Annotated in this window: 21 protein-coding genes; 7 read left to right on the forward strand and 14 right to left on the reverse strand. The window is 52.4% G+C overall.

The features are described from left to right. Positions 1–3 precede the first annotated feature (3 nt). Complete coding sequence (locus tag AC0Z7K_RS07900; RefSeq protein WP_485613759.1) at positions 4–2,421, reverse strand: TonB-dependent receptor domain-containing protein; 2,418 nt, start codon at positions 2,419–2,421, stop codon at positions 4–6. A gap of 363 nt (positions 2,422–2,784) precedes the next feature. On the opposite strand from AC0Z7K_RS07900, the gene AC0Z7K_RS07905 reads away from it, so the two are divergent. The 3 genes from AC0Z7K_RS07905 to AC0Z7K_RS07915 all read left to right on the forward strand — a co-directional run bounded on the left by AC0Z7K_RS07905 (position 2,785) and on the right by AC0Z7K_RS07915 (position 4,738). Beyond that, positions 2,785–3,396, forward strand: coding sequence for a TetR/AcrR family transcriptional regulator (locus tag AC0Z7K_RS07905; RefSeq protein WP_485613760.1), 612 nt, complete (start codon positions 2,785–2,787; stop codon positions 3,394–3,396). A 68-nt stretch (positions 3,397–3,464) separates the two neighbouring features. Next, complete coding sequence (locus AC0Z7K_RS07910) at positions 3,465–4,253, forward strand: siderophore-interacting protein (RefSeq protein WP_485613761.1); 789 nt, start codon at positions 3,465–3,467, stop codon at positions 4,251–4,253. A 5-nt stretch (positions 4,254–4,258) separates the two neighbouring features. After that, positions 4,259–4,738: a PadR family transcriptional regulator gene (locus AC0Z7K_RS07915; protein ID WP_485613763.1), complete on the forward strand. Its 480-nt coding sequence runs from the start codon at positions 4,259–4,261 to the stop codon at positions 4,736–4,738. A 69-nt stretch (positions 4,739–4,807) separates the two neighbouring features. On the opposite strand, the gene map is transcribed toward AC0Z7K_RS07915, so the two are convergent. The 5 genes from map to AC0Z7K_RS07940 form a co-directional block, all read right to left on the reverse strand. Next, a complete protein-coding gene (gene map / locus AC0Z7K_RS07920) occupies positions 4,808–5,608 on the reverse strand; it encodes a type I methionyl aminopeptidase (RefSeq protein ID WP_413530741.1) in 801 nt (266 codons plus the stop codon). Then, positions 5,601–5,855 carry a ParD-like family protein gene (locus tag AC0Z7K_RS07925; RefSeq protein ID WP_056779560.1) on the reverse strand — a complete coding sequence of 85 codons (255 nt, stop codon included), beginning with the start codon at positions 5,853–5,855 and terminating at the stop codon, positions 5,601–5,603. Before AC0Z7K_RS07925 ends, map begins: the two co-directional genes overlap by 8 nt. A gap of 145 nt (positions 5,856–6,000) precedes the next feature. Then, positions 6,001–6,273, reverse strand: a complete 273-nt coding sequence (locus AC0Z7K_RS07930; protein ID WP_485613765.1) for a pentapeptide MXKDX repeat protein — start codon at positions 6,271–6,273, stop codon at positions 6,001–6,003. 53 nt (positions 6,274–6,326) lie between these two features. Continuing rightward, on the reverse strand, positions 6,327–7,130 hold the full coding sequence (locus AC0Z7K_RS07935) for a molybdopterin-dependent oxidoreductase (RefSeq protein WP_413530739.1): 804 nt from the start codon (positions 7,128–7,130) through the stop codon (positions 6,327–6,329). A gap of 9 nt (positions 7,131–7,139) precedes the next feature. Continuing rightward, positions 7,140–7,766: a cytochrome b/b6 domain-containing protein gene (locus tag AC0Z7K_RS07940; protein WP_485613767.1), complete on the reverse strand. Its 627-nt coding sequence runs from the start codon at positions 7,764–7,766 to the stop codon at positions 7,140–7,142. Between the two features lie 153 nt (positions 7,767–7,919). On the opposite strand from AC0Z7K_RS07940, the gene AC0Z7K_RS07945 reads away from it, so the two are divergent. From AC0Z7K_RS07945 to AC0Z7K_RS07955, 3 genes are all read left to right on the forward strand, one after another. Further along, positions 7,920–8,642 carry a response regulator transcription factor gene (locus AC0Z7K_RS07945; RefSeq protein WP_413530737.1) on the forward strand — a complete coding sequence of 241 codons (723 nt, stop codon included), beginning with the start codon at positions 7,920–7,922 and terminating at the stop codon, positions 8,640–8,642. A 3-nt stretch (positions 8,643–8,645) separates the two neighbouring features. Further along, complete coding sequence (locus tag AC0Z7K_RS07950) at positions 8,646–10,112, forward strand: HAMP domain-containing sensor histidine kinase (protein WP_485613769.1); 1,467 nt, start codon at positions 8,646–8,648, stop codon at positions 10,110–10,112. 98 nt (positions 10,113–10,210) lie between these two features. Continuing rightward, a complete protein-coding gene (locus AC0Z7K_RS07955) occupies positions 10,211–10,531 on the forward strand; it encodes a DMT family transporter (RefSeq protein WP_485613771.1) in 321 nt (106 codons plus the stop codon). 57 nt (positions 10,532–10,588) lie between these two features. Here the strand turns inward: AC0Z7K_RS07955 and AC0Z7K_RS07960 are convergent, their stop codons facing one another. The 3 genes from AC0Z7K_RS07960 to AC0Z7K_RS07970 form a co-directional block, all read right to left on the reverse strand. After that, complete coding sequence (locus AC0Z7K_RS07960) at positions 10,589–10,774, reverse strand: helix-turn-helix domain-containing protein (protein ID WP_485613772.1); 186 nt, start codon at positions 10,772–10,774, stop codon at positions 10,589–10,591. Between the two features lie 117 nt (positions 10,775–10,891). Further along, the gene (locus AC0Z7K_RS07965) at positions 10,892–11,050 is read right to left on the reverse strand and encodes a hypothetical protein (RefSeq protein WP_485613773.1); all 159 of its coding nucleotides are present in this window, start codon (positions 11,048–11,050) and stop codon (positions 10,892–10,894) included. Between the two features lie 101 nt (positions 11,051–11,151). Further along, on the reverse strand, positions 11,152–19,686 hold the full coding sequence (locus AC0Z7K_RS07970) for a GH36-type glycosyl hydrolase domain-containing protein (RefSeq protein WP_485613775.1): 8,535 nt from the start codon (positions 19,684–19,686) through the stop codon (positions 11,152–11,154). Positions 19,687–19,942: 256 nt separating this feature from the next. Between AC0Z7K_RS07970 and lldD the strand changes: the two genes are divergently transcribed. Next, the gene (gene lldD, locus AC0Z7K_RS07975) at positions 19,943–21,091 is read left to right on the forward strand and encodes an FMN-dependent L-lactate dehydrogenase LldD (RefSeq protein WP_485613777.1); all 1,149 of its coding nucleotides are present in this window, start codon (positions 19,943–19,945) and stop codon (positions 21,089–21,091) included. 54 nt (positions 21,092–21,145) lie between these two features. Here the strand turns inward: lldD and AC0Z7K_RS07980 are convergent, their stop codons facing one another. The 5 genes from AC0Z7K_RS07980 to AC0Z7K_RS08000 are packed head-to-tail and all read right to left on the reverse strand — an operon-like array spanning position 21,146 to position 25,936. Further along, complete coding sequence (locus tag AC0Z7K_RS07980) at positions 21,146–21,430, reverse strand: type VI secretion system PAAR protein (protein ID WP_485613778.1); 285 nt, start codon at positions 21,428–21,430, stop codon at positions 21,146–21,148. A gap of 14 nt (positions 21,431–21,444) precedes the next feature. Then, entirely contained in the window at positions 21,445–22,443 is a 999-nt protein-coding gene (locus AC0Z7K_RS07985) for a hypothetical protein (RefSeq protein ID WP_485613780.1), read from the reverse strand. 28 nt (positions 22,444–22,471) lie between these two features. Beyond that, complete coding sequence (locus AC0Z7K_RS07990; RefSeq protein WP_485613782.1) at positions 22,472–23,473, reverse strand: hypothetical protein; 1,002 nt, start codon at positions 23,471–23,473, stop codon at positions 22,472–22,474. A 20-nt stretch (positions 23,474–23,493) separates the two neighbouring features. Next, the gene (locus AC0Z7K_RS07995) at positions 23,494–25,095 is read right to left on the reverse strand and encodes a hypothetical protein (protein ID WP_485613784.1); all 1,602 of its coding nucleotides are present in this window, start codon (positions 25,093–25,095) and stop codon (positions 23,494–23,496) included. Between the two features lie 13 nt (positions 25,096–25,108). Then, positions 25,109–25,936 carry a DUF4123 domain-containing protein gene (locus AC0Z7K_RS08000; RefSeq protein ID WP_485613786.1) on the reverse strand — a complete coding sequence of 276 codons (828 nt, stop codon included), beginning with the start codon at positions 25,934–25,936 and terminating at the stop codon, positions 25,109–25,111.

Below are 25,936 nucleotides of genomic sequence, written 5' to 3' on the forward strand. Positions count from 1 at the left end.
CGGTTAGAAATCGACGTTCACGCCCAGCTGGAAGTTACGGCCTGGCATCACCGCCAGCGCTTTGTTGTAAGCATCCTGATTGGTGGTGTCGGTCAGCGTACGACTGCTCAGATAATCCCAGTATTTACGGTCAGTGATGTTATATACGCCGCCGTTGATTTTCACGTTCTTCGCGACCTGCCAATAGGCGGTGGCGTCGACCATGCCGTAGCCCGGCACGTTCATGTAATCCACATTGGAATCCGCGATTGGCGTACCGCTGTTGGTATAGCTCTGACGACTGGTGGCTTCGGCTTTTTTGCCTTTGACAAAGGTCGCAGTGACGGCGGTGCCGTAAACGCCGGATGGATCATCCCATGCTACGCCCGCGACCAGTTTCATTGGCGGAACGCTGTCGAGATCGACGTACTTGTCGCCCGCATAGCTGGATTTGGATTTACCCTGCGCATAACCCAGTGCGAAGGTCGTGCTCAAACCGTTCACGTCGCTAAACCATGTACCGTAATCGATTTTGGTGCTCAGCTCGCCGCCGTAGATATACGCTTTATCACGGTTTTCAGCCTGATAGATCGTATAAATGTTGGAAGGCACGTTGGTGAACATGTTGCCGTTTTTAGCACGTGTGTAACGGGTATTGGCGATAAAGTTTTTGTAGGTGTTGTAGAACACCGACGTTTTGAAGCTCACGCCTTGCGTCGCTTCACCTTTCACGCCCCACTCGACGTTATTGCTGGTTTCAGTTTTCAGATCGGTATTACCGATCAGCGCGTACTGCGCTGCACCGGCGTAAGAAGAGCCGAGGTTCCATGAGCCGTAAAGCTGGCTGGCATCCGGGAACTGTGCGCCGCGTTTGTACTGCAGGTACGTCATCAATTTTGGCGTCAGATCATAGGTGAAGGCCAGAGACGGCAGAACCTGTGTATCCGAATTGGCTTTACCGTACAGGGTTGAGACGGAGTCTTCTGAAACGACGTTGTTGGAGAGATCGGACAGGTCTTTCGACTTAGTGTTCTGATACGCCACGCGCACCGCCGGGATCACCGAGAAGTTATGGCCGTCGAGGTCAAACTTCATGGTGTCTTGCAGGAAGCCGCCTAACACGTAAGTCCGGCTGTTAGCTTCCGGTTGCATGGTGGTGGTGTAAATGCTCTGCGCAGGCGTTTCGCGGAACGGACGTTCGGTGTCAGACACGCGACCGTTGATCCCGGCGCTCAGTTCGTGACGTCCCAACGTTTTCAGCCAGCTGGTTTCTGCGCCGTAGGTGTCGGTGTCATAGTTAGAATACACGTTCATCATCTGCTTGCTGGCGTTTGGCATGTAGGTGTTGTCGTGCGCCTGCGTGTACTGGTAATAGACTTTCGAAACGACCGCATCGGCGAAATCGTTAAACGGCGTCCATTCGTCTTTCAGGCTCGCGCCCCAGCGACGGGTGTTGCTTTGCTGCTGCGCCGTGCCGAGCACGCTGTTGCCAGCGCTGTCCCAGGCATCGTAATGGGTGTGATTCACTTTCTCGTAGTAATCGAGCGTGCCGGTGAATTTGTGCTCATCATTCGGCTGCCAGATCCCGGAGGTCATGATAGCGGTGGAGTGCCAGTTAGCCGGATACGCATCATGCGTGCCGCTGTTATTGCTGGTTTCCTGACCGTCGCGGCGGCTGATCGCCACTAATCCACGCAACTCCTGATCGCCCGCGGCGGCGGTGATACCGTTATGCCAGGAGCGATCTGAAGAGCTGTAATCCGACTGATAACCGAAGTAAGTTTCTTTGCCCGGACGCAGATAATCGTCTGCGGATTTCGGCAGGAAGGAGACGGCACCGCCGATGGAGGTGTTGGCGCGCTCGGCGGAGGTGGCGCCGGACTCGATATCCACCTGACCGTACATATACGGGTCGATGTAATCACGGCCAATGCCGAAAGTGCCCAGACCCGCGCGGCTTGCATAAGCGCGGCCAGTGGCGCTTGGCTGAGGAATACCATCGACGTCAATGCTGACGCGATTACTTTCCAGACCACGGATGTTATAGCCGGTGTAGCCTGCGCGGTCGAAGCCGCTTTTACCGTTGCCGGAACCGCCGCTGGAACCCGTTGCGCTGATCAGCGGTTCATAACGCATGATCGACCCGAAATCTTTGCCGCCTTTTTTTTGCATATCGGCAGCGGAAATTGTGGTTTTTGAGCCCGGTTTTTTATCCGGTAGCGTCTCAGTCACGGTCATCACTTCTTCGTGGCTCTGCGCCAGATCCTGAGCGGTGCGTACTGGTTTCTTCTTGATCACGTCAGAAGGCTTTGTTTGGTTTTGTGCCAGATCGGTACTTTCTTTAACGGCATCCGCTGCGTTAACGTTAAAGGTGGTGGTGAGAATCGTCCCCATTAAAACGACGTTTTTCACCAAACCCTGCTGTGAAAAGGATTTGAACATGTGTTTTTAGTCCTGCACTAATTTTTAAGTTCTGCTCAACAAAACTGCCCTGCAAATGCTAAGACGCAAGTTAGGATCTCTTCCTGAGAATGCCTTTGTCCTTATAAAATATGGGTTTATTGATACGCGATACCCACTTCGGCTTGGTGCGAATGATAATGATACTGATAATTGTTATCAACTAATGTTAAAGATAAATGCCTTTCTTAACGAAATCTTTGCACTTTGTCGGCGGATTTGCGTTAGGGCACGCATCTTTACAACCACTAAACCCGCCGTTAGAGTGGTTATAAGAACTGTACAGTACAGTTTAGCGCCCGGCAGGCATCTGCTGTCAGGCTTGAAGAGTGAACAGGAGTGAGGATGAAAGTTCGTACCGAAGCCCGACGGGAAGCGATTGTCGAAGCTGCCGCCGCGTTGTTTAAAGAAACGGGCTATGAGCGCGCGTCCATGAACGAGCTGGCCAGACGCCTCGGCGGTTCCAAAGCCACGCTGTACAGTTATTTCCCATCAAAAGAAGCGCTGCTGGTTGCCGTCGTGAAAGCCTGCACCACCGGGCATCTTTCAGAAGCAGTTAACGGCCTCGCTGCGCCGTTCCCGGATCTCGATTTAGAAACCGTACTCACGCGTTTTGGCGAAAGAATGCTGCTGGTGCTGACCAACGACGGCGAAGCGCTGGCGGTATACCGCATGGTGATCGCGGAAGCCGGGCATTCCGATATCGGCATGCTGTTCCACGATTCCGGGCCGGGAGAAGCCATTCAGGCGCTGGCCGGATTTATGGCGATAGCGATGGAAAAGGGGCAACTGGCGAAGGCCGACGCACTTTTGCGCGCGCAACAATTTCTGGCGCTGGTCACGGCACAAACCAATATGCGGCTTTATCAGCAAAACCCCGAGCCGCTGGAGATCGCCGAGATCCGCCAGCTGGTTCTCAACGCCGTCGATATGTTTTTACGCGGTGGCGTGCGCTAAGACGCTTGCTGAAAACATTGCTAAGATATATCTTTCAGGGCAACAGATTCCCTGAAAGAGAAAACAATATGGAACAACCTCGTCAAGATTCCCCTGCTGCAAACTTGCCGGTTCGTGTAAAAAATGAACTGGCTTTTCGCACCCTCACCGTTAAACGCAGCGAAAGCGTGGCGGGTTGTTTTAAACGCATCGTCCTCGGCGGTGAAGACCTCAGGGGCTTCAACTCCCGTGGCTTTGATGATCACATCAAACTGTTTTTCCCAGCCAATGTGGGTGATGTGATCACCGCACCGGTCGCCACCGAAGAGGGCATCGTCTGGGGCGAAGGCCCGCGTCCGCTAAACCGCGAATACACGCCGTTGCATTTTGATGCACAGGCAAATGAGTTAACGCTCGATTTTTATCTCCACGACGGCGGCGTTGCGAGTGAATGGTCGGCTGGCGCAAAACCTGGTGACACCTTGATCATTGGCGGTCCGCGCGGGTCGCTTATCATCCCGACCGACTATCAGTGGCAATTGTATCTGTGCGATGAAACTGGCCTTCCGGCGCTGAAACGTCGTCTCGGTGAACTGGAACAGGCGGCAACTGATGTGAAAATCACCGTGCTGGTGAAAGTGAAAAACGCCGGTTGCGAGGGTTATCTGCAAGAGGGATCCGGCTTTGATATTCAATGGATTATCGGCGAAGACGCGCTGGTGCAAAAGGTGAAAAGCCTGCCGCTGCCGGACAACAATTACTACGTCTGGGCGACCGGCGAAGGCAAACTGGTAAAAGGTCTGAATGATTATTTCACTGTGGATCAGGGGCTCGATCCGGCCTATGTGCGCTGCGTGGCGTACTGGCACGATAAATAATGCTGATGAATAAACAACACCGCCGCGAAAGGATGTTTGAAACCGGAGATATCCGGTTACTGATGCTGCATTTTTTACAGCAGCGCCCGGCACATGGCTATGAGCTAATCAAAGCAATAGAAGAATTAGCCAAAGGTGAATACACGCCGAGCGCCAGTATTATTTATCCGAATCTGACGTTTCTGGAAGAGCAGGCGTTAATCACGTCCAGCCAGGAAGAGGGCGGTAAAAAACAATATGCAATCACGGCGGAAGGCGCAGAATCGCTGGCGGGGCAGGGTGAGTTATTGAAATCAGTGTCAGAGAAACTGCTTTCGCTGGCGATATTATCCAATAACCGCAGTATTCCTGAAATGCAGCGTGCGATAAACAATATCCGCATGGCGTTAAATCTGCGGCTGGCCAAAGGCCCTATCGAGCAGGAGACGCTGTATAAAATTACTGATGCGTTGGATCGCGCGACCAAAGAAATTGAGCGCAGCTGATGTCTTGACCTGTGATAAAAAGAAAAAGCCTCCGGGTAATTTGGAGGCTTTTTGCTTTTCACAGGGGAATTAATTCTCTTCGGGCCACGGTGTCAGGATTTCATATCCGTCTTTAGTCACCGCTACCATATGCTCCCATTGTGCAGACAACGAGTGATCTTTAGTGACTACCGTCCAGCCATCGCCGAGCACTTTATTCTGCTTCTTACCGGCGTTGAGCATTGGCTCAATGGTAAATAACATGCCTTCCTGCAAGACCAGACCACGGCCTTTTTCGCCGTAATGCAGCACCTGCGGATCTTCGTGATAGCCCATGCCGATGCCGTGACCGCAATACTCTTCGACGATAGAAAATCCTTCACGGTGTGCGACGGCGGCAATGGCAAAACCCACATCACCCAGGGTCGCGCCCGGACGCACGACGTCAATCCCGGCCATCATCGCTTCGAGTGTCGTATCCACCAGGCGGCGCGCCATAATGCCCGGCTCACCGGCGTAATACATCCGGCTGGTATCGCCGTACCAGCCGTCTTTGATCAGTGCGACGTCAATATTGACGATATCGCCTTTTTTCAGCGCTTTGTCTGATGGAATACCGTGACAAATCACGTGATTGACAGACGTACAAACGGTTTTTTCGTAGCCGTGATAGCCAATGTTAGCCGGGATCGCCTGCAATTCGTTGACGATATAATCATGGCAAAGGCGGTCCAGCTCATTGGTGGTTACGCCAGGCACGACGTGCGGTGTGATCATGTGCAGCACGCGGGCGGCCAGCTTGCCAGCGATGCGGGCTTTGTCGATGCCTTCCGGCGTTTTGATCATCCGGTTATTGTTCACAAAGTACTTACTGTCTAAACCATTATTCATTACTTGCCTTCCTGTGTGTACCACCCACGTTTAACAGCGTGCGGATACTGCCGGTATTTTCATCAGATTCCAGGCTGCACTGCACCAGCAGGCGCGAAATTTCACTGTGCGTCATATCGGGATGCGTCTCCATCAGCATGCCAATTTTCATCCAGTGTTCAGCCTGCGCATTCATCGAGCGGGTGTAAGCCAGACTGGCGATGCGCAGATTTTCATGCATCAGTTCTGAAATCTTGATGATACCCATTGGGTGACCTCGGCAGTATACGAATCATATATGAACCGTATGCTACGCCGAAAACGGGTGATCCTCAACGTTTGGCTGCCAGGAACAGTAAAACGCCCCCGGCCAGAAAGGACGGAGGCGTTAAAAAAATCAGACTGCGCGAAATTTACTGGCTGGATGTATCTTTTTTCATTGCATCTTTAGACATGGTGTCTTTAGACATACTGTCTTTTTTCATGTGATCTTTCGACATTTTATCTTTCGACATGCAGTCCTTACTCATACTGTTTTTTGCCATGGAATCTTTGCTCATACTGTCCTTTTTCATGCAGTCTTTGGACATGCTGTCTTTTTTCATCATCGCGTCAGCGGCATAGGTGGTGCTCACTGCGCCCATCATCAGACAGGCAGACATCATCATTACGCTTAACTTTTTCATGGTATTTCCTTTATTAGGGTCTTATTGAGGTAACGGTTTTGAGTCCGGAAGGTTTAGCTCCCGCCGAACCAGTTGTAGCCCTGATCTTCCCAGTAGCCACCGGTAAACTTATTGGTAATTTCAATCACTTCGATGTGTTTCGGATTCTTGTAGCCGAGCTTGGTAGGCATTCTCAGCTTCATCGGAAACCCGTATTTACGCGGCAAAATCTGGCCGTCATAGGTCAGCGCCAGCAGAGTTTGCGGGTGCAGGGCGGTCGCCATGTCGATACTGGTGTAATACTCGTCGGCGCATTTGAAACTGACGTATTCAGCGGTTAGGTCAGCACCAATCAGACGGAGAAAATCTCCGAACGGTACGCCGCCCCATTTACCGATGGCGCTCCAGCCTTCGACGCAGATGTGCCGCGTCACCTGGCTGACCTGTGCCATTTTGTACAGTGCTGGCAATGACCACTCGCGCTTATCCAGTGCAAGCCCGGCGATTTTCAGGCGATAAGCGGTGCCGTCAACCTCAGGTGCGTCGTCTTCGGCATAAAAAGCGTTAAACGGGAACGGGCGGGTGATCATCGATTCGGCATATTCCGGCGCGAGGCGCACGGAGCCAAACAGCCAGCCCTGAACACGGTCGTTAAAACCGGAGATTTTACCCAGCGCGGTTTCCACGCTGGCGTTATCGCTGATGTCGCAGCCGGTCAGCATCGCCACGCCGCCGAGCGTCAGCCCGCGTTGCAGGAACAGGCGGCGGGATGGCGCATCCAGCTGACGGATAATCTGTTTCTGCGCTTCCTGTACGATTGCCTCACTGTCGGACGGGCTAAAAATGTGACTGATGCTTTTTTTGATGATGTTTTTCATGTGTTTTCCTTAACGTCCGCGGATCATGGCGATCAGCGTTTTCGGCACCAGCGCCACCATCACCAGATGCAGCACCACGAACCCCACCAGCGACGCCATCGCCAGAAAATGCACGTAGCGCGCGGTGTCGTAACCGCCCATCAGTTCACGCAGCAACGGAAACTGCACCGATTTCCACACCACCAGCCCGGAAAGCACCAGCACGATGCCGTCGAACATCACGAACACATAAGCGGCGCGCTGTACCATGTTGTAGTGGCGCAGATCGTCATGTTGCAGCTTGCCGCGCAATGCCGCCCGCAGATCATTGAAAATGCCGCGCGGCGTCAGCGGCCAGAATTTCTGTTTCATGCGGCCGGTGAAAATGTTCATTAGCAGGTAAAACATGCCGTTAAACCCGAACAGCCACATCCCGGCGGAATGCCACTGAATCGCGCCACCCAGCCAGCCGCCAAGCGTCACTGCGGACGGAAAATCAAAATCAAAAAGCGGCGATGCGTTATAAATCTGCCAGCCGCTGGTCACCATGATCAGCACCGCCAGCGCATTCAGCCAGTGGGTCAGCCGCAGCCATAAAGGGTGAACCGTGGCCGGTTTGCGTGCCGCGACCGGAGGTAATTCTGTGTGCGTCGTCATGATGTCTGCCCGCCATCTGCCCTGTTGATGCAATGAGTATTGGGCAGATTTGTTCCCCAAGACCTCACGCAAAGTTAAATTAAATGTGATAACTCTGCGGCATGCGCTTGTGTAGACTCAGGGAAGGGTTTGGAAGAACGGGCTGAGAATAAAATGGATAAAACGAAGAAGATCCTGATCGTTGAAGACGACGGTGATATTGCCGATTTACTGAGTCTTCATCTGCGCGACGAAGGCTATGAGATCACCCACGCCGCCGACGGCAATCTGGGCGTGGCGTTGCTGGAAAAGGGCGGCTGGGATGCGTTAATTCTTGACCTGATGCTGCCGGGCGTTGACGGACTGGAGATCTGCCGTCGCGCCCGCAACATGACGCGCTACACGCCAATCATTATTATCAGCGCCCGTTCCAGCGAGGTACATCGCGTGCTCGGGCTGGAACTCGGCGCCGACGATTACCTGGCCAAACCGTTCTCCATGCTCGAGCTGGTGGCACGGGTCAAAGCGCTGTTTCGCCGTCAGGAAGCCATGAGCCGCAACATGAAGATGGATGCGGGAACGCTGAGTTTCGCCGGGCTGGCAATCGATCCGATTGCGCGCGAAGTGATGCTCAATCATCAGCCGGTGGAACTGACGCCGCGTGAGTTCGATCTGCTGTATTTCTTTGCCAAAAATCCCGGCAAAGTGTTTTCGCGTCTCAGCCTGCTCAATCAGGTCTGGGGTTACGAACACGAAGGGTATGAGCATACGGTAAACACCCACATCAACCGGCTGCGCATCAAAATAGAAACCAATCCGGCTGAGCCGGAACGTATTCTGACCGTGTGGGGCAAAGGCTATAAATTCGCGTCTTCCCCGGAAGAGGCGCAAGGGTAAATCATGAAAAATCTCACGCTGGCCCAAAGACTGACGCTGGTATTTACGCTGCTGCTGCTCGCCTGCTGCGCACTTTCCGGCTACATGCAGGTGCGTTCGAGCAATCAGTACAGTCAGGCGGTGATCCAGCGTTTGTCGGCCAATCTGGCGACGCAGATCGCGGCCAATAATCCGTTACTCAGCCAGGGTGACTGGGATCCGAAAGCGGTGCATACGCTGTTCAACCAACTGATGGCGGTGAATCCGAGCGTCGAAGTGTATCTGCTCGATAATAACGGCAAGATCGTCGGCAATGCTGCGCCAACGGGCAGATTGCGACAGCAAAAAATCGATCTCAGGCCGGTGACCGCGCTGTTACAGGGCGCGAAAATGCCGGTCTATGGCGATAATCCGCGCGATCCGCAGACCCGCCAGGTCTTCAGCGCCGCGCCGTTACAAGTGGACGGTGTGACTAAAGGCTACGTGTATATCGTCCTGCTCGGCGACGAATACACCGCGCTGACCAGCGATGCGCAATATCAGTCGGCCATTTATCTGGCGCTGCGCTCTATGGGACTGGTCGCCCTGTTTGGTTTGCTGGCCGGTGCGCTGGCTTTCCGCTGGGTGACGCGTCCGGTGCGTAAACTCACCGCGCAAATTGCCCAGCTCGACAGCGGCGGTATGGATGCTATTCAGGCGCTGGCGAAAACAGAGCTGCCCGCCGGTGCACCGCGCGATGAAGTGTCACAGCTGCAACAGGCGTTTGTCGCGCTGGCAAAACGTATCGATCAACAGTGGCAAAGCCTGATGGTTCAGGATCAACAACGCCGTGAGTTTATCGCCAATATTTCTCACGATTTACGCACGCCGCTGACCTCGTTACACGGCTATCTGGAAACGCTGTCGGTGAAATCGGACCATCTTAGCAACGAAGATCGCCAGCGTTACCTGAACATCGCCCTGACGCAGAGTAAAAAAGTCGGGCGTCTGGCACAGGAACTTTTCGAACTGGCGCGGCTGGAGTACGGCGTCGTGAAGCCGCAAAAAGAGCCGTTCTCGCTGTGCGAACTGGTGCAGGACGTGTTTGCGAAATTCGAACTGGCCACTGAAACACGCGGGCAAAAACTGCTGGCAGATATCACTCCCGGCATTCCGCTGGTGAATGCGGATCTGGGCATGATTGAGCGCGTGCTGACCAATCTGCTCGATAACGCCATCCGCCACACACCGGAAGGCGGTACCATCGAAATCAAACTGTGGAAAAGCGAAGGGCAGGTGATGGTGCAACTGAAAGATTCCGGGCCGGGTATCGCCGCGGAGCTAAAAGACAGTTTGTTCGTACGCCCGTCGATCCTCAGTGCCAACAAACATCGTGCTGGTGGCCTCGGGCTGATGATCGTCCGCCGTATTTTACAGCTGCACGGCAGTGATATCCGGCTTATCGAAGAACCGAAACGTGGCGCGTGTTTTCAGTTTTCTGTGCCGGTGTAGCAGACTGCATTATAATCAGCCTTAATTCGCTGACTGGACGACCAGAGATTCGGCATAATTATTCAGGGACGACCCTGGCATTCTAAAAAGGAAACATCATGGCCTGGGTATATCTGTTTTTCGCAGGAATTTTCGAGGTGGTCTGGTCGGTGGCGATGAAAGAGTCTCACGGGTTCAGCCGCCTGATTCCCAGCATCATCACCATCGTTTTCATGTTACTCAGCTTCGCACTGCTCTCCATCGCCATGAAAACGCTGCCGCTCGGCACGTCTTACACCGTCTGGGTGGGTATTGGTGCGATCGGCGCATTTATTCTCGGCGTGACGATGTTTGGCGAGAGTCTTAATCCGCTGCGTGTAATCGCCGCGTTACTGATTTTTGCAGGTGTTGTGCTGCTGAAATTTGCGACCAAGGAATAAGGTCAGGGGTAAATTGCAGGAAGCCGCTCAGGGGAGAGCGGCTTTTTTGTTTAATAATTATTCTTTAAACATAGCAGACAGCATATGACGAGAAGTGGGTACCAGACCGACTTCTAAGCCAAAAGGCTTGAAGACTTTATTGATAATGTCAGAGGTATAGTTACCCTTATCATTTTCTACTTCAGATAATGTCTTACGTGATACGCCGGTCAGTTTGGCAAAAATATCCTGCTTTAGTCCCAATACGTCAACTTCGACGATTCCTCAAATACCGTTACCTTTATTACACATTAATGGATTAATTTTGATTTAGTGCGTGCTATACGACTCAAACCGTTGTTCGGCAGTGAAATGCAGCAATTAGATTTCCACCGCTCCGACAGTTTCAATCAGCCGGAATGCCAGCAGGCTGTCTTTACTACGCCCGAGTGCGTAAACCCGATGGTCACGCGCCAGATCGTGAATAATCGCCAGCCCGATACCGCTGGTTATCGCGGCGACAGGGAGCGTAGTCATCATGTTTTCCTTCGGTTCTTTTGAACCTGACAGCTGATGGCTTAACTTGTGTGGAAAAAGAAAAGCCCCGCAGAACGGGGCTCCATGAGAACTGACGTCTGCCTTTAACTCCCCAACTCCACCTCTACGCGATGTGCCACCCCGTCATCCAGCAACGGGATCCGATCATTTTCCAGCGTATTACCGTCGAAAAGAACGCGGTATTCGCCTTCGCTGCGGCGGACGGTTATTTGGTAATAACTGCTGCCTTGTTGGTAACTGAGCGTGATTTCCGGCCACGCCGCCGGGAGGTGGCTGTGGATGGACAGCGCATCGCCGTGGCGGGTGATGCCAAGCAGGGATTCGGTGATCAGACGGTACGTCCAGCCCGCTGAGCCGGTGTACCAGCTCCATCCGCCCCGACCGCTGTGCGGTTCTACCGAGTAGATATCGGCGGAAATAACATAAGGCTCGGCTTTGTAGCGGCTGATGTCGTCGGCGCTGAGGCTGTGATTGATCGGATTGATCATCGACATCAGCTCCCAGGCACGTTCGATATTGCCCTGTTTGGCGAAGGCCATCACCGCCCAAATTGCGCCGTGGGTGTACTGCCCACCGTTTTCGCGCACGCCCGGCAGATAGCCACGAATGTAGCCGGGGTTCGGGCCGTTGCCGTCAAACGGTGGCGTCAGCAGTTTGATTAACCCTGCGTCATTATCCACCAGCCGCTTATCGACTGAACGCATGGCGCTGGCAGTGCGCTCCGGCGTGCCTGCACCAGAAAGCACTGACCAGCTTTGAGCGATGGCGTCTATCTGACATTCATCATTGAGATGCGAGCCGAGCGTTTCACCACTGTCGAAGTAGCCGCGCAGATACCAGTCGCCGTCCCATGCGTGATCGTTGAGATTTTGTTTGAGCAGCGCGGACTGTTCGCGGCACAGCGCGGCGGTTTCGATATCCTGCCGCTCTTCGGCCAGTGCGCCGTAGCGTTGCAAGACGTCGTACAGGAAGAAGCCCAGCCAGACGCTTTCTCCGCGTCCGCCGAGACCAACCAGATTCATGCCATCATTCCAGTCGCCAGCCCCCATCAGCGGCAGTCCGTGCTCACCCATTTTCAGACCGTGCTTCAGGGCGCGAACACCGTGCTGCCAGAGAGTTTCCTGCGTCGCGCTGACCGCCGGTAACTCGTACACCGATTCTTCACCGGCGGCCAGCAATCGGGCTTCCAGATACGGAACCTGCTGTTCGGCAATCTCATGATCGCCGGTCACCGAGATGTAATGGCTGATGGCCAGCGGCAGCCACAGATAATCATCTGAGCAGCGCGTGCGCACGCCGTTACCGGTTGGCGGATGCCACCAGTGTTGCACGTCGCCCTCAACAAACTGACGTGAAGCACACAAGAGGATTTGCTCGCGCATTCGCTGCGGCGCAGCGTGAGTGAGCGCCAGCGTATCCTGCAACTGGTCGCGGAATCCGAATGCGCCGCCGGACTGGTAATAGCCGCTGCGCGCCAGTATCCGGCTGGCTAAGGTCTGATAAATCAGCCAGCCGTTGGCGAGTAAATTGATGGAAGGATCCGGCGTGGTGACCTGGATTTTATCCAGTACCAGATGCCAGTGCTGATGCACGCGATCCAGTTCGGCCTGCGCTTCGCCTTCCTGTAAGAACTGGCGAATCAGCGTTTCGGCGTCATCGACGTTTTGTCCCAGACCCAGCGCGAAGGTGAAGGTGCGCTGGTCTCCATCGATAAGTGTGGTCGCCGACTGCACTGCGCCGCACGGATCCATCGCCGCGCCGGTTTTATCCGACAGCCGTTGATTTTTTAGCGCAGCAGGTGCCGCCGGTGAACCACCACGGCCGAGGAATTCACGGCGATCGCCGCTGACCGAACAATGCGCGCCCGTCACGGCGAAGAAGGCCGTACGATCAGCGCCGTTGCTGGTGTAGTGATTGGTCGCCAGCACGCCGCAACCCTGAGACACCCGCGCCTGTGAAGTGACGATATGCATGGCGGATTTGGTGCGCAAATCGGCCATCACCCATTCCACATAGCCGGTGACCGAGAGCCTGCGCGGACGGCCAGAGAGGTTGGTCAGGGTCAGCATAATGAGTTTAACCGGCGCATGTTCGGCGACCAGCACCGTCATCTCGCTGGCGATCCCGCGCTCGGTATGTTCGAACACGCTGTAGCCGAAGCCGTGGCGCGTCACGTAGCCGCCCGCGCCGCGAACCGGCAGGGGAGCCGGTGACCAGACGCGTCCGGTCTCTTCGTCGCGCAGATAAAACGCTTCGCCGGAGCTGTCGCTGACCGGATCGTTTTCCCAGGGCGTTAAGCGGTATTCATGTGCGTTTTCGTACCAGGTATACGCCTGACCGCTTTCCGAAATCACGGTACCGAAATCCGCATTCGCCAGCACGTTCGACCACGGCGCAGGCGTGTTTTGCCCGTCGTTGAGCAGGATCTGGTATTCGCGACCATCCGGTGAAAAACCGCCGGTGCCGTTGAAATAGGTCAGATCGCGTGGTTCGGCGGCAACCGGCGTCAGTGGCTCGTCGCTGCGAACCGGCAGCAGTGCGGGCAGGCCGACATGGGGCATCTGCATCCGCTGATTGAGCTGATCCGTGAGCGGGCCGTGACGATCGTCTATCACGACACGCGCCACGCTCATCAGCAGCGTACGGTCATCCTGTGTGATTTGTTCGCCGTTGCGGACAAAAATGCCGCCCGGAATATCGGTCTGGCTGGAGCCTGCGCCCGACGCGACTAATCCAAGGATCTGGTTTTGCAGCGCCTGCTGGTAGCCGCCCGGATCGTTAGAGAGGAGGACCAAATCGACTTTCAGCCCTTTCAGCCGCCAATAGTTGTGGGCGCGGATCAGCAGTTTCACCAGATTGATATTCTCGCTGCTGGAGATGTTCAGCAGCACAATCGGCAGATCGCCGGAGAGCGAAAGCCCCCACAGGCCGGACTGTCCGCGTCGGTTATTGATGATGGTTTGTGCCTCGCCGCGCATTTCCTGACTGGCAAACAGCACCGCACCGGCCAGGCGGTTAAACAGCCCGGCGTCATCTTCGGTGGCGTTGAGCTGGCGCAGAACCACCTGACTGTGGGACCAGGCGATTTCGAATACCCGATCAGCAATATGGTGGTCGCGGTATTTTTCCAACAGCGCCAGGCTTTGCAGCCGGGTATCACCGATGCCGTATACCATGTCGATCACTACCGGTACGCCGGGTTTGAGGCGAATCCGCTGGCGGATAGAGAGCACCGGATCGAGAACAGCACCGGCGCTGTTGCTGAGTTTGCCAGGTTGTTGCAGTGCCTGCGGATGGGCGGCGGTGTTGCCGCGTCCTATAAAGGCGGCGCGATCGGTTTCGAAAGAGGTTTCCCGCTCCACCGGGCCGTGGATCGCCATCATGTGGAACATCCACGGGCACTGTTCATCCGGCTCGCGCGGGCGACGATGGCAGAGAATGCCTTCCTGCGCGGGCACCAGTTCGGTCTGCACAAACAAATTACTGAACGCCGGATGGCTGGCATCGTTGGCCGCTGGCGCCAGAACCACTTCGGCATAGGTGGTGATTTCCAGCGTGCGCGGACGGCGTCCGTGGTGAGTGACCGTCATGCGGCGGATTTCGACGTCGTCTTCCGGTGATACCACAATGTGCGTATTCATCGTCAGCGAGCCCTGTGTGCGGGTAAATTCCGCACCGGAGTCGGTAAGCACCGCGTGATAAGACCCTTTTTGCTTACCTGCCGGTTGCCAGCTGTTGCTGGACACTTCGCCGGTCGCCGGATCGCTGATATAACAGAAGATGCCGCGATTATCGCGCGTCGCATCTTCCCGCCAGCGGGTGAGCGTGAGGTCTTTCCAGCGGCTGACGCTGCCCCCGGCCTGCGTCACCATCAGATGATAATTCGTATTAGAAAGCAGCTGAACTTCAGGCGTCGGGCTGTCCACGTCGATAAATTCACGCAGTTCGACGTTCACTTTTTGCAGTGTGCTGTCGTGAGACTCGAAGTGACGGCGCGGGCTGTAAAGTTCGACCGCATCCGGCACGCGTTCCTGTAATAACAAGCGGGCGGACTGGAAGGCCGCATTGGCCGCAAAGCGCGCGGGCATCGGGGAATCGAGCAACACATTGGCCAGCGCGAGGAATCCCATCCCCTGGTGGTGCGCCATGTAAGAGCGTACGACGATGTAAATCTGTCCCCGAACCAGCCGCGACGGGCTGTAGTCCAGCGCATCGTAGAAGCCGTATTCGCCGCGTGCGCCGCGATTTTCCAGCTCGACCAGGTTGAGACAGGCTTCCTGCGGGCGGATCATCAGCGCCATCATGGTGGCGTAAGGTGCGACCACCATGTCTTCGCCAAGCCCGCGTTTCAGCCCGAGCCCGGGCACGCCAAATGCGTGATACTGATAATTCTGATTGATATCGAATGCGGCATACGCGGACTCCGAAATCCCCCACGGGACATTGTTCTCTTTCCCCCAGGCTATCTGCCGGTCAACGGCGGTTTGGCACATTTGCACCAGCAGCGTGTCCGGATAAGCCGGCATCACCAGTTGCGGCATCAGATACTCAAACATCGACCCGCTCCACGACATCAGCGACGGCTGTTTGTCGATCACGGTGAACAACCGCCCCAGCGCGAACCAGCTTTTTTGCGGCAGTTGGTTGGTCGCAATGGTCACGTAGTTGGTCAGGCGGATTTCAGACGGCAGCAGATCGTACTTTCCGCTGTCCATCTTGTGCGCGTCGCAGTTGTAACCGACAGTCAGCAAATGCGTGGTGTTGTCGTACAGGAAGCGGAAATCCATGTGCGCGTGTTCGTTCAGGCGTTGTTCCAGTTCGCCGATAATATCCAGACGCTGACGCGCCAGCCCGATAGCGCGGGATAAACCCGGCGAGGTCAGCGCGTCCTGCTGCGCCAGCCAGAGCAGCGTTGGCAAGGGTTCGTCATGCGCTTGCGGGGACAACCAGCCGTAAAATTCATTCCACTCGGCAAGCCCTGCATCCAGCTGTAACGCGAGCTGTTGCAGCCAGCCGTCTGCGGATGAAGAGATCAGTGCCCGCATCGCACGCAAACTATCGAAAATGGCTTCGCCTTTTGCTGCAGCCGCCAGCGTCCAGCTCTCGCGGAGTTTGGCCATCGGTGCCGCACCGTATTTATTTTCGGCCATGTAAAGGGTGTCTTCAAGACCGGTCAGCCACTGCGGAATATTCACCGCGGGCTGGCGACGCCACAGGCGCAGGCCGGTGCTCAGGGTCAGCAGATGGCCGGCAAGATTGCCGCTGTCGACGCTGGAAATGTAGCGCGGATTCAGCGGTTCAAGCGTGCGCGTGTCGTACCAGTTATAAAGATGGCCGCGATAATGTTCGAGTTTGTCCAGCGTATCCAGCGTCTGCCCGGTGCGCAGTAACACTTCGCCCTGCGTGAGGTAACCGAAATCCCACGCGGTGATGTTTGCCAGCAGCGAGAGGCCGATATTGGTAGGCGATGTGCGGTGGGCAATTATCGGGTTTGGAATTTCCTGATAATTATCCGGCGGCAGCCAGTTTTCCTTCTCTGTCACAAACGTTTCGAAGAATGACCACGTCTGGCGCGCAGCCTGACGCAGGAATATCCGCTGTTCCGCATCGAGATTGGCTGCCGGAGGTGGGGCGGGTTGGCTCAGCCAGCACATGATGCGCGGGGCGAGGAACCACAACACGCCGAGGGGTAATACTGCCCAGACCAGCGACGGATGAGTCAGCGCAGGCAGCATTACAATCGCGATCCCCGCCAGCGGATTCGCCCACATCCGCAGATAGAAATACTCCGGCGACTGTGCGCGGTTTTTGCTGCTGACCTTCACGCTAGACCATTCGTGCAGGTGCCGGTGGCTGATGCCCAGCCGCCACAGCGTCAGTAATATTGCCTGTAAGGAATAGACCGCTTCGTGCGGCAGCGTCATTAACGTCACAAAAATGCGTGAAAGGCGGCTGAGGGTGGCGGAGGCCACGCTTTTCAGATGCGGGATAAGTTTGCGGCGCGGGCCTTTATTTATTAAATCCAGTACTAGCGCGACCAGCACCGGGAACAGAAGCATCACGGCGATAAATCCAAGCCAGTAGAGCTTGTTCGGCACCAGCCCCACGGTGCAAAAGATGATGATTAAAAACGCAGGCGCAACCAGACTGCGGCGCAGGTTATCGAACAGTTTCCAGCGCGAAAGCGTAGTCAACGGGTTCGGGCAGCGCTGGCCGTCTTCCTGCCGCACAAGAAAACGCAGCCAGTTCAGCAACTGCCAGTCACCGCGGATCCAGCGGGTTTTACGCGCCACATCCGCCAGATAGTGATCGGGATATTGTTCGTACAACACCACATCGCTGAGCATCCCCGAACGTGCGTAACAGCCTTCCAGCAGATCGTGGCTGAGCACCAGATTTTCCGGGCAAGTGTTTTCGTTGGCGCGGATAAACGTATCGACGTCGTAAATGCCTTTACCGACAAATGAGCCTTCGCCGAATAAATCCTGATAAATGTCCGATGACATCGATGAGTACGGATCGTTTCCCGGCACGCTGCTGCACAGGGCGGCATAGCGTCCCTGACCATGTGCAGGGATCTCCTCTGCCAGACGTGGCTGGAGAATCGCGTAGCCGGAGACCACCAGATGGCGCTGCTCGTCGTAGACCGGATGATTGAGCGGGTGCGCCATCGCGGCAACCAGCTGATGCGCTGTCGCGCGCGGCAGCACGGTATCGCTGTCGAGCGTAATGACGTACTTCACTTGCCGCAAATGTGCCTGAGTGCTGCCTTCGATCAGTGAGAAGGGTTCGCCCCGATCGCGCAGCCAGTGATTGAGCGCATTCAGCTTGCCGCGTTTACGCTCGTAACCCATCCAAACGCCCTGCGGCGCATTCATTTCGCTGTCGCGATGTAACAGGGTAAAACGCGCACCTTCGGTGGCAGGATAGCGTCGGTTGAGCAACTGGATTTGCTGCGCGGCATAAGCCAGCAGGGCATCGTTATCCGGATTATCCCGCTCCACGCTGTCGTGAAAATCACTCAGCAATGCGAAATTCAGATGCGGCAGGACGTTGCCGAGATAACACACCTCGAGGCTGTTTATCAGCTCGTCGATATTCTTGCGGCTGCCGAGCAGGCAGGGGATCACCACCAGCGTACTGGCATTTTCGGGAATACCCCCGGCAAACTCCAGACGCGGCAAGGGTTGCGGCATGCGGCTGCGGGTGGTGATTTCACTGAGCAGATTGAGGGCGAACTGGCTGGCGACTAACACCACCGGCACCAGCATCGCCCACCACAGCCAGTTACTGGCCGGATGACCGGTACGGAAAAGCGCATCAGCAGTCACGGCGGTGGTCAGCAACATCAGGCTGCCGAGCCACGAAAGGAGCGGCGTCTGGCTGAGTTTGGCGCGGGCGCGGATCTGCAACGAATAGCGCACCCCGAGATCTTTCTCCAGGGCCGGACGGCCGGGGCCGATCAGATAAAAACCGACGTGCTGCTGCTGATAAGAATCACCGGGCCGTTGCGCCAAAGCCACCGCACGGGCGGCAACGGCGGCTTCGTCATGAGGGGAGTTGCGCGAAAGACGTTCGATCTGATGGCGGTAATTATCGCGCGTGTCGAAGTGCATCGTAGCGTATATACCGGCCGGATCGGTGCGCAGGATTTTCTCCACAACGCTGAGATTCTCGGCGAAATCTGCCCAGTCCATCTCAGTCAGGTGGCGTAATCCCATGATGCTGTTACTGACCGTCAGCTGATTGGCTGCCAGCTGCTGATTAAATTTATCGATGACTTCGCGCTGCGTCAGTCCGACTTCACTGAGGCGTTGTTCTACCCAGGTCAGCGGCAGTGCCAGCATCGATCCATGCCCTTGCAGACGTCGAACCAGTTCAGCGACAAATGCGCTGGTGCGCGGCGGATTGGTTCGCGCCATGTCGGCAATCACGATGATCTGATTGGCCGGATCGTTCTCAGCACTGTCGAGCAATTTATTGACCCAAAAATCCGCCAGATTGCGTTCTTTCTGGGCATTCGCCACTTCAATACTGACGCGACGAAGATTCTCGATCAGCGCCAGGCGCAACATCCCCGGGAACGCCCACAGCTCGCCGAGCGTCAGTGGACGGACGCTCTGATAGGTCGAGAGAAAGCGGGTGAGGGTTTTGATATCCCAAAGGCCGTCGCTGTGGCTGACGACTTCAGTGGCGATATCGTAAATGCGCGGGCAAAAATGCGGTGATCCGAGCGAGGGCAGACCCTTGCCAAAGTTTTTCGGCAGCAGCTGGCGCACGACACGGATTTGTTCTTCGATTAGATAGTAGTTATCCAGCAGCCACTCACCGGCGGGCGTAATCGAGGCTTTTTCACCACTGCTTAAAATCAGGCAGCTGCGGGTTAACACCTTCTCGTTGTCATCGAGGCGTTTCAGTAAATAGTACGGAAGTTTCTTTTTAGATAATTTATGCGAGAGGGCCAGTTTTCCGCCGTAGCGTTCCATCTGGTCAGCCGAAAAAAGTTCGGCGCGGATCGGCGATGACTGTTCAAGCGCGCTGGCGCGGTGACGTCGGGTGGCCGGTGATGCAGGTGGAGCTCCTTTACTTTTGAACCAACTGAAGACAGCATTTTTCACGTCGTCATTCCTTACGCGGACCCGAGAAGGCAGTTGCCTGAGCTGCGATAAGAGTTCACATCATGAGAAAAAGAGGTCAGGGGCAGGGAGGCATTTCGGAATAGACACCTGTAGCGAGCGTCTCTCCACAGCTTAGTCTGTTTATGGAAAGCGCGTTGGTTTAATTTTCATCACTTTGATTTATATAAACTACACTTGCTGGGCATGACCTGCGTCCCTACAACGTTCACCAAAACAACAATAACGAGAAACTACGATGATTATTTCTGCTTCAACGGATTACCGGGCAGCGGCAAAAAGCAAACTTCCGCCGTTTCTGTTTCACTACATCGACGGCGGGGCGTACAACGAACATACCCTCCGGCGCAACACTGCCGATCTGGCCGATATTGCCCTGCGCCAGCGCATTCTGAAAAATATGTCGGATTTGAGCCTCGAAACGGAGCTCTTCGGCGAGAAACTGGCGATGCCTGTTATCCTCGCGCCGGTTGGCCTGACCGGCATGTACGCCCGTCGCGGAGAAGTGCAGGCCGCACGCGCCGCCGCGAAAAAAGGTATTCCTTTCACGTTATCCACGGTGTCGGTTTGCCCGATCGAAGAAGTAGCGCCCGCCATCGACCGGCCGATGTGGTTTCAGCTTTACGTCTTAAAAGATCGCGGATTTATGCGAAATGCGCTGGAACGCGCGCAGGCTGCGGGGGTGAAAACGCTGGTCTTTACCGTCGATATGCCGGTGCCCGGCGCACGTTATCGCGACGCGCATTCCGGCATGAGCGGCCCGAACGCCGCTGCTCGCCGCATGTTGCAGGCAGTGACGCATCCGCAATGGGCCTGGGACGTCGGCCTGAACGGCAAGCCGCACGATCTTGGTAATGTTTCAGCATATCGCGGCAAACCGACGACGCTGGAAGATTATATTGGCTGGCTGGGTGCGAACTTCGACCCGTCTATCTCCTGGAAAGACCTCGAGTGGATCCGTGAGTTCTGGAAAGGCCCGATGATCATCAAAGGCATCCTCGACCCGGAAGATGCCAAAGACGCTGTCCGGTTCGGTGCGGACGGCATTGTGGTCTCCAACCACGGTGGCCGCCAGCTCGACGGCGTGCTATCCACCGCCCACGCCTTACCGGCTATTGCTGACGCGGTGAAAGGCGACATCAAAATTCTCGCCGATTCCGGCATTCGTATCGGTCTGGACGTAGTACGTATGATCGCGCTGGGCGCTGACAGCGTATTGTTAGGCCGTGCATTTGTGTACGCGCTTGCTGCAGCGGGTGAGTCGGGAGTGATTAATTTGCTGACGTTGATAGAAAAAGAAATGCGGGTGGCGATGACGTTGACCGGAGCACGAAGTATCGCGGAGATAGGCGCGGAGTCGCTGGTGTACGGGCGCGGCGTGAGGTGACGGTTCAATAATTAAAGCAGCGGTTTTTGGGCAAACCGCTGCCATGATGTCGCTTCAACCGATATTTACAGTGCCACTTCCGATAAGAACACCACCGCAGTCGATGCTGTCACCGGTTCTTGCCGCCGGTTTCCCATCAATAAACACGGTAGCGGAACCGCTGGCAATCTTACGCGGATGCGAAAGGTGCAGAGGTAAGCTGTGCGGCACAAGCGGATCGCCCATTCGGGCTGCCGGTAAACTGTCGAAAAAGACCGAATTTGAACCTGCGATCACGGGTGTCGCGGGGTACCCTTCATGCTGCGATCCTATATCGTTCACTTTTGCTGCTATTGGCATTATCGGGCTCCGGTTTAGATGACGGGAACAAATTTACCGTTGATCAGGGAGAACATTGGGGCAAAAAAGCTCATCATTTCTTCGCCATCTTCATCAACGTAGTAATAAGTTAATGGAGAATATGTTGGTTTTGATTTGTTATATAATTGTACAATGCGCCCTTTATTCATTACCCTTACTTCATAATCGCTCCAAATGATAGGTTCGATTTTCACTTTTCCAGCCTCAAGTCTATCCTTAGGGTATTGTGAGGCTAAAATATCATCTTCTTTTTCACCTGTTGTCATTGACCATGCTTTTAAGGCGAATTGATCAAACTCCTTCAAAAGTTTACGATCCTTGCTATTAATGATTTTAGCCATTTCACTATATGCACTTCTGAGTTTTTGTAGTTGTTCTTGGTTATTTATATAAGGTGTGGCGTGAATCCAATGCCAATCTGGAATTCCATTTATGATGACTTCTTTTTTAAATTCATAAAGCACCATTCCCTTAGGGAAAAATAAATCATCAAAATAGTCTTTATCAATGTGCCCAGGCTCAGCTTGCTCGGCAATGATTCTTTTTCCAACTAACTTGGTGCCATCCGATGAACCCTCTGGTGCGCCATTATTATCAATTTTAACAGTAATTGATGCAATTGAAATATTCTTAATATCCTTGAAACGTACCAACTCTAACTTACAACTAGAGTTAGGATCGAAGTTACCAAAGTCACCTTTATTGTTTTGCTCTTCGGAAAACCAATCAAGTGACCCTATTTCTACGCTAATTTCATTTATGCCATTTTCTAAAAAAAGCAATGAATTTGTACTAGATATTCCACCACCTGACCCAGAATATGCTGATCTCCTATTATCCATACCGGTTACACCGTTAGTTTTAATATTACAAAATGCAGATTTTATGTTAAAAAAAGATCTAATATTTAATGAAAATCTTTCATTTTCAGCTAATGCTTCGTTAATAGATGAAAGCAAAAAAATTAGTAGTATTAAAAAGTTAACTCTCATGGGGTCATCCATAATTATAGATTACTGATTAAATTACTGGTACGAATTTACCATCGATCAAAGAAAACATTGGTGCAATACTGCCTAAAAAATCATCCCCATCTTCGTCAATAGTATAATAGCTCAAAGGTGAAGATGACGGATTTGATTTGTTATAAAATTGTACAATCCTTCCTTGGTTCATAGTCCGTATGGCATAGTCATCCCAGTCAATAGGATTTATTTTTATTGTGTGACCTTCAAGTTCTTGTTTTGAATATTGTGACTCGAGAATAGAATCTTCACTTTCACCTGTGGTTACCGACCATGCTTTTAAAGCGATACCATCATACTTTTTCAGCTCACTTCGATTTCCAGAATTTATTATCTTTGACATTTCTAAATATGATTCTTTTAATTTATCTATTTGATTTTTAGTGCCATCAAATGGAGTTGCGTTTACCCATTGCCAAATAGGGATGTTGGAAACGTTAACATCTAGAGAGAAATTGTATACTATCATGTTCTTAGGGAAGAATTTTTCATCAAAATACTCAGGATCGAAATGTCCTGGTTCAATCTGCTCTGCCATTTTTTTAATGCGTTTTATTTTTGAACTTACCTCATTTATAATGGTAGGCTCTCCCAAATCATCTATTTTAACATTTATTGATGCTAGGGTTTTTTTAGTTTTATCTTTGAATTGAACTAAATCAATTCTACAATGGGCTTCTGGGCTGAATTTAGCACGTTCGTTATTTTTTAATTTCTCATCCGAAAACCATCCCAAAGCACCAATATCTATACTGATTGTGTTTTTTCCATTCTCAAGAAAAAGTAACGCGTTGGTGCTTGATATACCACCCCCTCTTCCAGAATATGCAGAATTTCGATTGTCAAGCCCCAGAGTTCCATTGGTATATATAGCGCAAAACGAGTTATTTATATTAAATAAAGTGCGGATTTTTATTGGATCATTATATGCTTTAGCATTGGAAAACATAAGCCCACCTGTCAAAAAAAGTAAAGTGATTGATTTTAAATTAACCATTATTTTTCCTTTTCAAGGTATTAATAAATTATATTAGTATTGGTAGTGTTTAACACTCCATCAGTCAGCATTTGCTCCCATGGCCCTAATTTTCGAGGCGGTGTTATCATTGGGATGTCATCATTTCTTTTTATTCCATACAAGTTTATTCTCAATGGTGAGTCTTTTACTCTAAGAGGATCAGCAAGTTGCCATTCTTTCAATTGTTTTTTTTCTATCTTTTTAGGTGTTTTTTTATTATTTCCATTTTTGTAACGTACATCCGCCACAAACTCGAAACACCCATTAATTCCTTCGTGAAATCCAGCCAGATCCAGTCCTTTGTCGTGTTGATCCAGTGCAAAACCGGCGGCTGTCGTAATGGATCCCTTGGCGCCGATATTAATTTCGGCAAAAAAAACTTCTGCTTCGAAGGCTGCGCTGACCACACCCTCGATCCCGAGTTTCAGCAGGTTTCCTTCCGGAATATTAAAATCCCATTTATCATCATTCAGGCTGTAGGCAGCGCCAATATTGATGTTAACTTCTGGTGTGAACTCCAGATAGCATTCTACGCTGGTACCATGTTTTTTTAAATAATCGCGGCATTTACCCACCAGAGAATCAATTTTACAATAGGCACAGATAAATTGGATGATATCGAATTTAAAGGTACCACTTAAAAAGGGTTCACCGGATAACCCAAGAAAATGGCAGGGACCATCTTTTACATCGATATGCTGATAGGCATAAGATACCTCGAGATTTACAGGAGCAATTTCCATACTGAATATAGTGTATTCTCGTGTGCTACCTGAATTTTCAGGATCAGGTGCGAAATATTCATTGATGTTGTTAACCAGCGAATCAATCCGGTTAAGTTGCTCAAGGGACCTGATTTTCTTGGATGACTGTATTTCCCTGGTATATTCTTTCGAGTAGTCTACATCGCAAATCTTCACACCGAACTCTACACTGAGTTCCGTTTTTCGTGTGAGCTCAAATTTATCAGTGTGATATTCCCAGCCACTGCGTAGTTTATTTCTATTTTTAGGTTTTGCGCCCTCCATTGCCTGACGGGATTTAATGTGTTCATCACGTCGCTCTTTGATTGTTCGCTCGCGGACGTTGGAAACAATTTCATAACTTAGACCGGCAGTAAAACGTATCTCAAATGATGGATAAACATCGATAAAAACCTGTGTGCCTTTTTCATAGCAACCTTCTGTTGCTATAACATAATGCGCCGGTTCGTCAAAAATATCTGCAGGGGTGGTGATACTACTCAGGTATTCCCAGGGTGAATGAAGAGCCTCAACGAGTTCTATCTCATCTTTTTGACCTTTGTAGTTCAGGACGACTTGATTTGGTTGCCCGTCAGAGTTTAAAGGGTCTGAAGTGTTATTTTCGATTTCTTTTAATTCAGCTTTCGGACAACCATTTTTACTGCACTTACTGACAATAGTTATACTGCCTTCGCATCCTTCTCCTTCATCTAACAGTGTAAACCTGACCGGTTTTTCCTCAGGCCAGATGTGATTTTCTTCCTCTTTAGGAAAAGTTGCAGTTATTTTATGCAAACAAGGTTCAGGCATGCCGCATTCAGCACACGCTTTTCCAGCCGTTGGTGAAGGTGATGACATAATAGTAGTATCCTTACTCAGGGATATATCCCAGTTCCTGTAAAAGTAGCTTCTCTACCTGATAGTAGATAGACTGAGTTGAATCACTTAATAGTGTTTCCCATTGCTGCGGAATTGCAGCAGTACGCGTGATACCTTTCTTAAGCAGCGCGAGTGTGATACCACGAACAGACCGGCTATCAACGATATTAAAGGCATGGCAGAAAAACAGATAATCTTCTGCTTGCTGATGAAGTACCTCCATTTCCGGATGCAGAAAGTCTTCATCAGCTAAATAATAATCACGAATAAAACAAGCAAGTTTGTTAATGTAATTTTTTTTGGTGAGATTATTTAATTTTTTAAACTGTCGGAAAGATAATGCCAGTGTTTCTGCCGCTGAAGACGTGTTGTGTTTTTCTTCATATACCGGTTCGAAATTCTCCTGATGTGAGTAACCCTCGTAATTAGTCATAATTTTTGAAATCGGCCCGGTAAACGATGAGAGTTCTATAGGGGTTAATACATCCAATATCATCCAGATATTTCGAGGGTCATAAAATCGCAATAACACCGTTTTTTCCTGTTCTGGAATTTTGACCCACAAGTACCTACGCAGATGTTGCAACAGCAGGTGAAGAGGTTTCGCCGAAAATAGAGTGATCCCCCACGGTGTTGTTCTAAATTTTAACCATTCATCTACTTCAGGCGTCATTTGAACCAGATAGGGGGCAAGCTCTACGATTTCAGGCTGAACAGGCGGTGAATATAAGCAGCAATGTGGAAGTGTCTGTGTTGAGAGAAAACTGACTAATTCAGCCTCAACTGCGCCGTCAATGATTGCATACCGAATCTGTTCCAT

The sequence above is a fragment of the Rahnella sp. 1L-D-7-B-C2 genome (assembly GCF_057290995.1).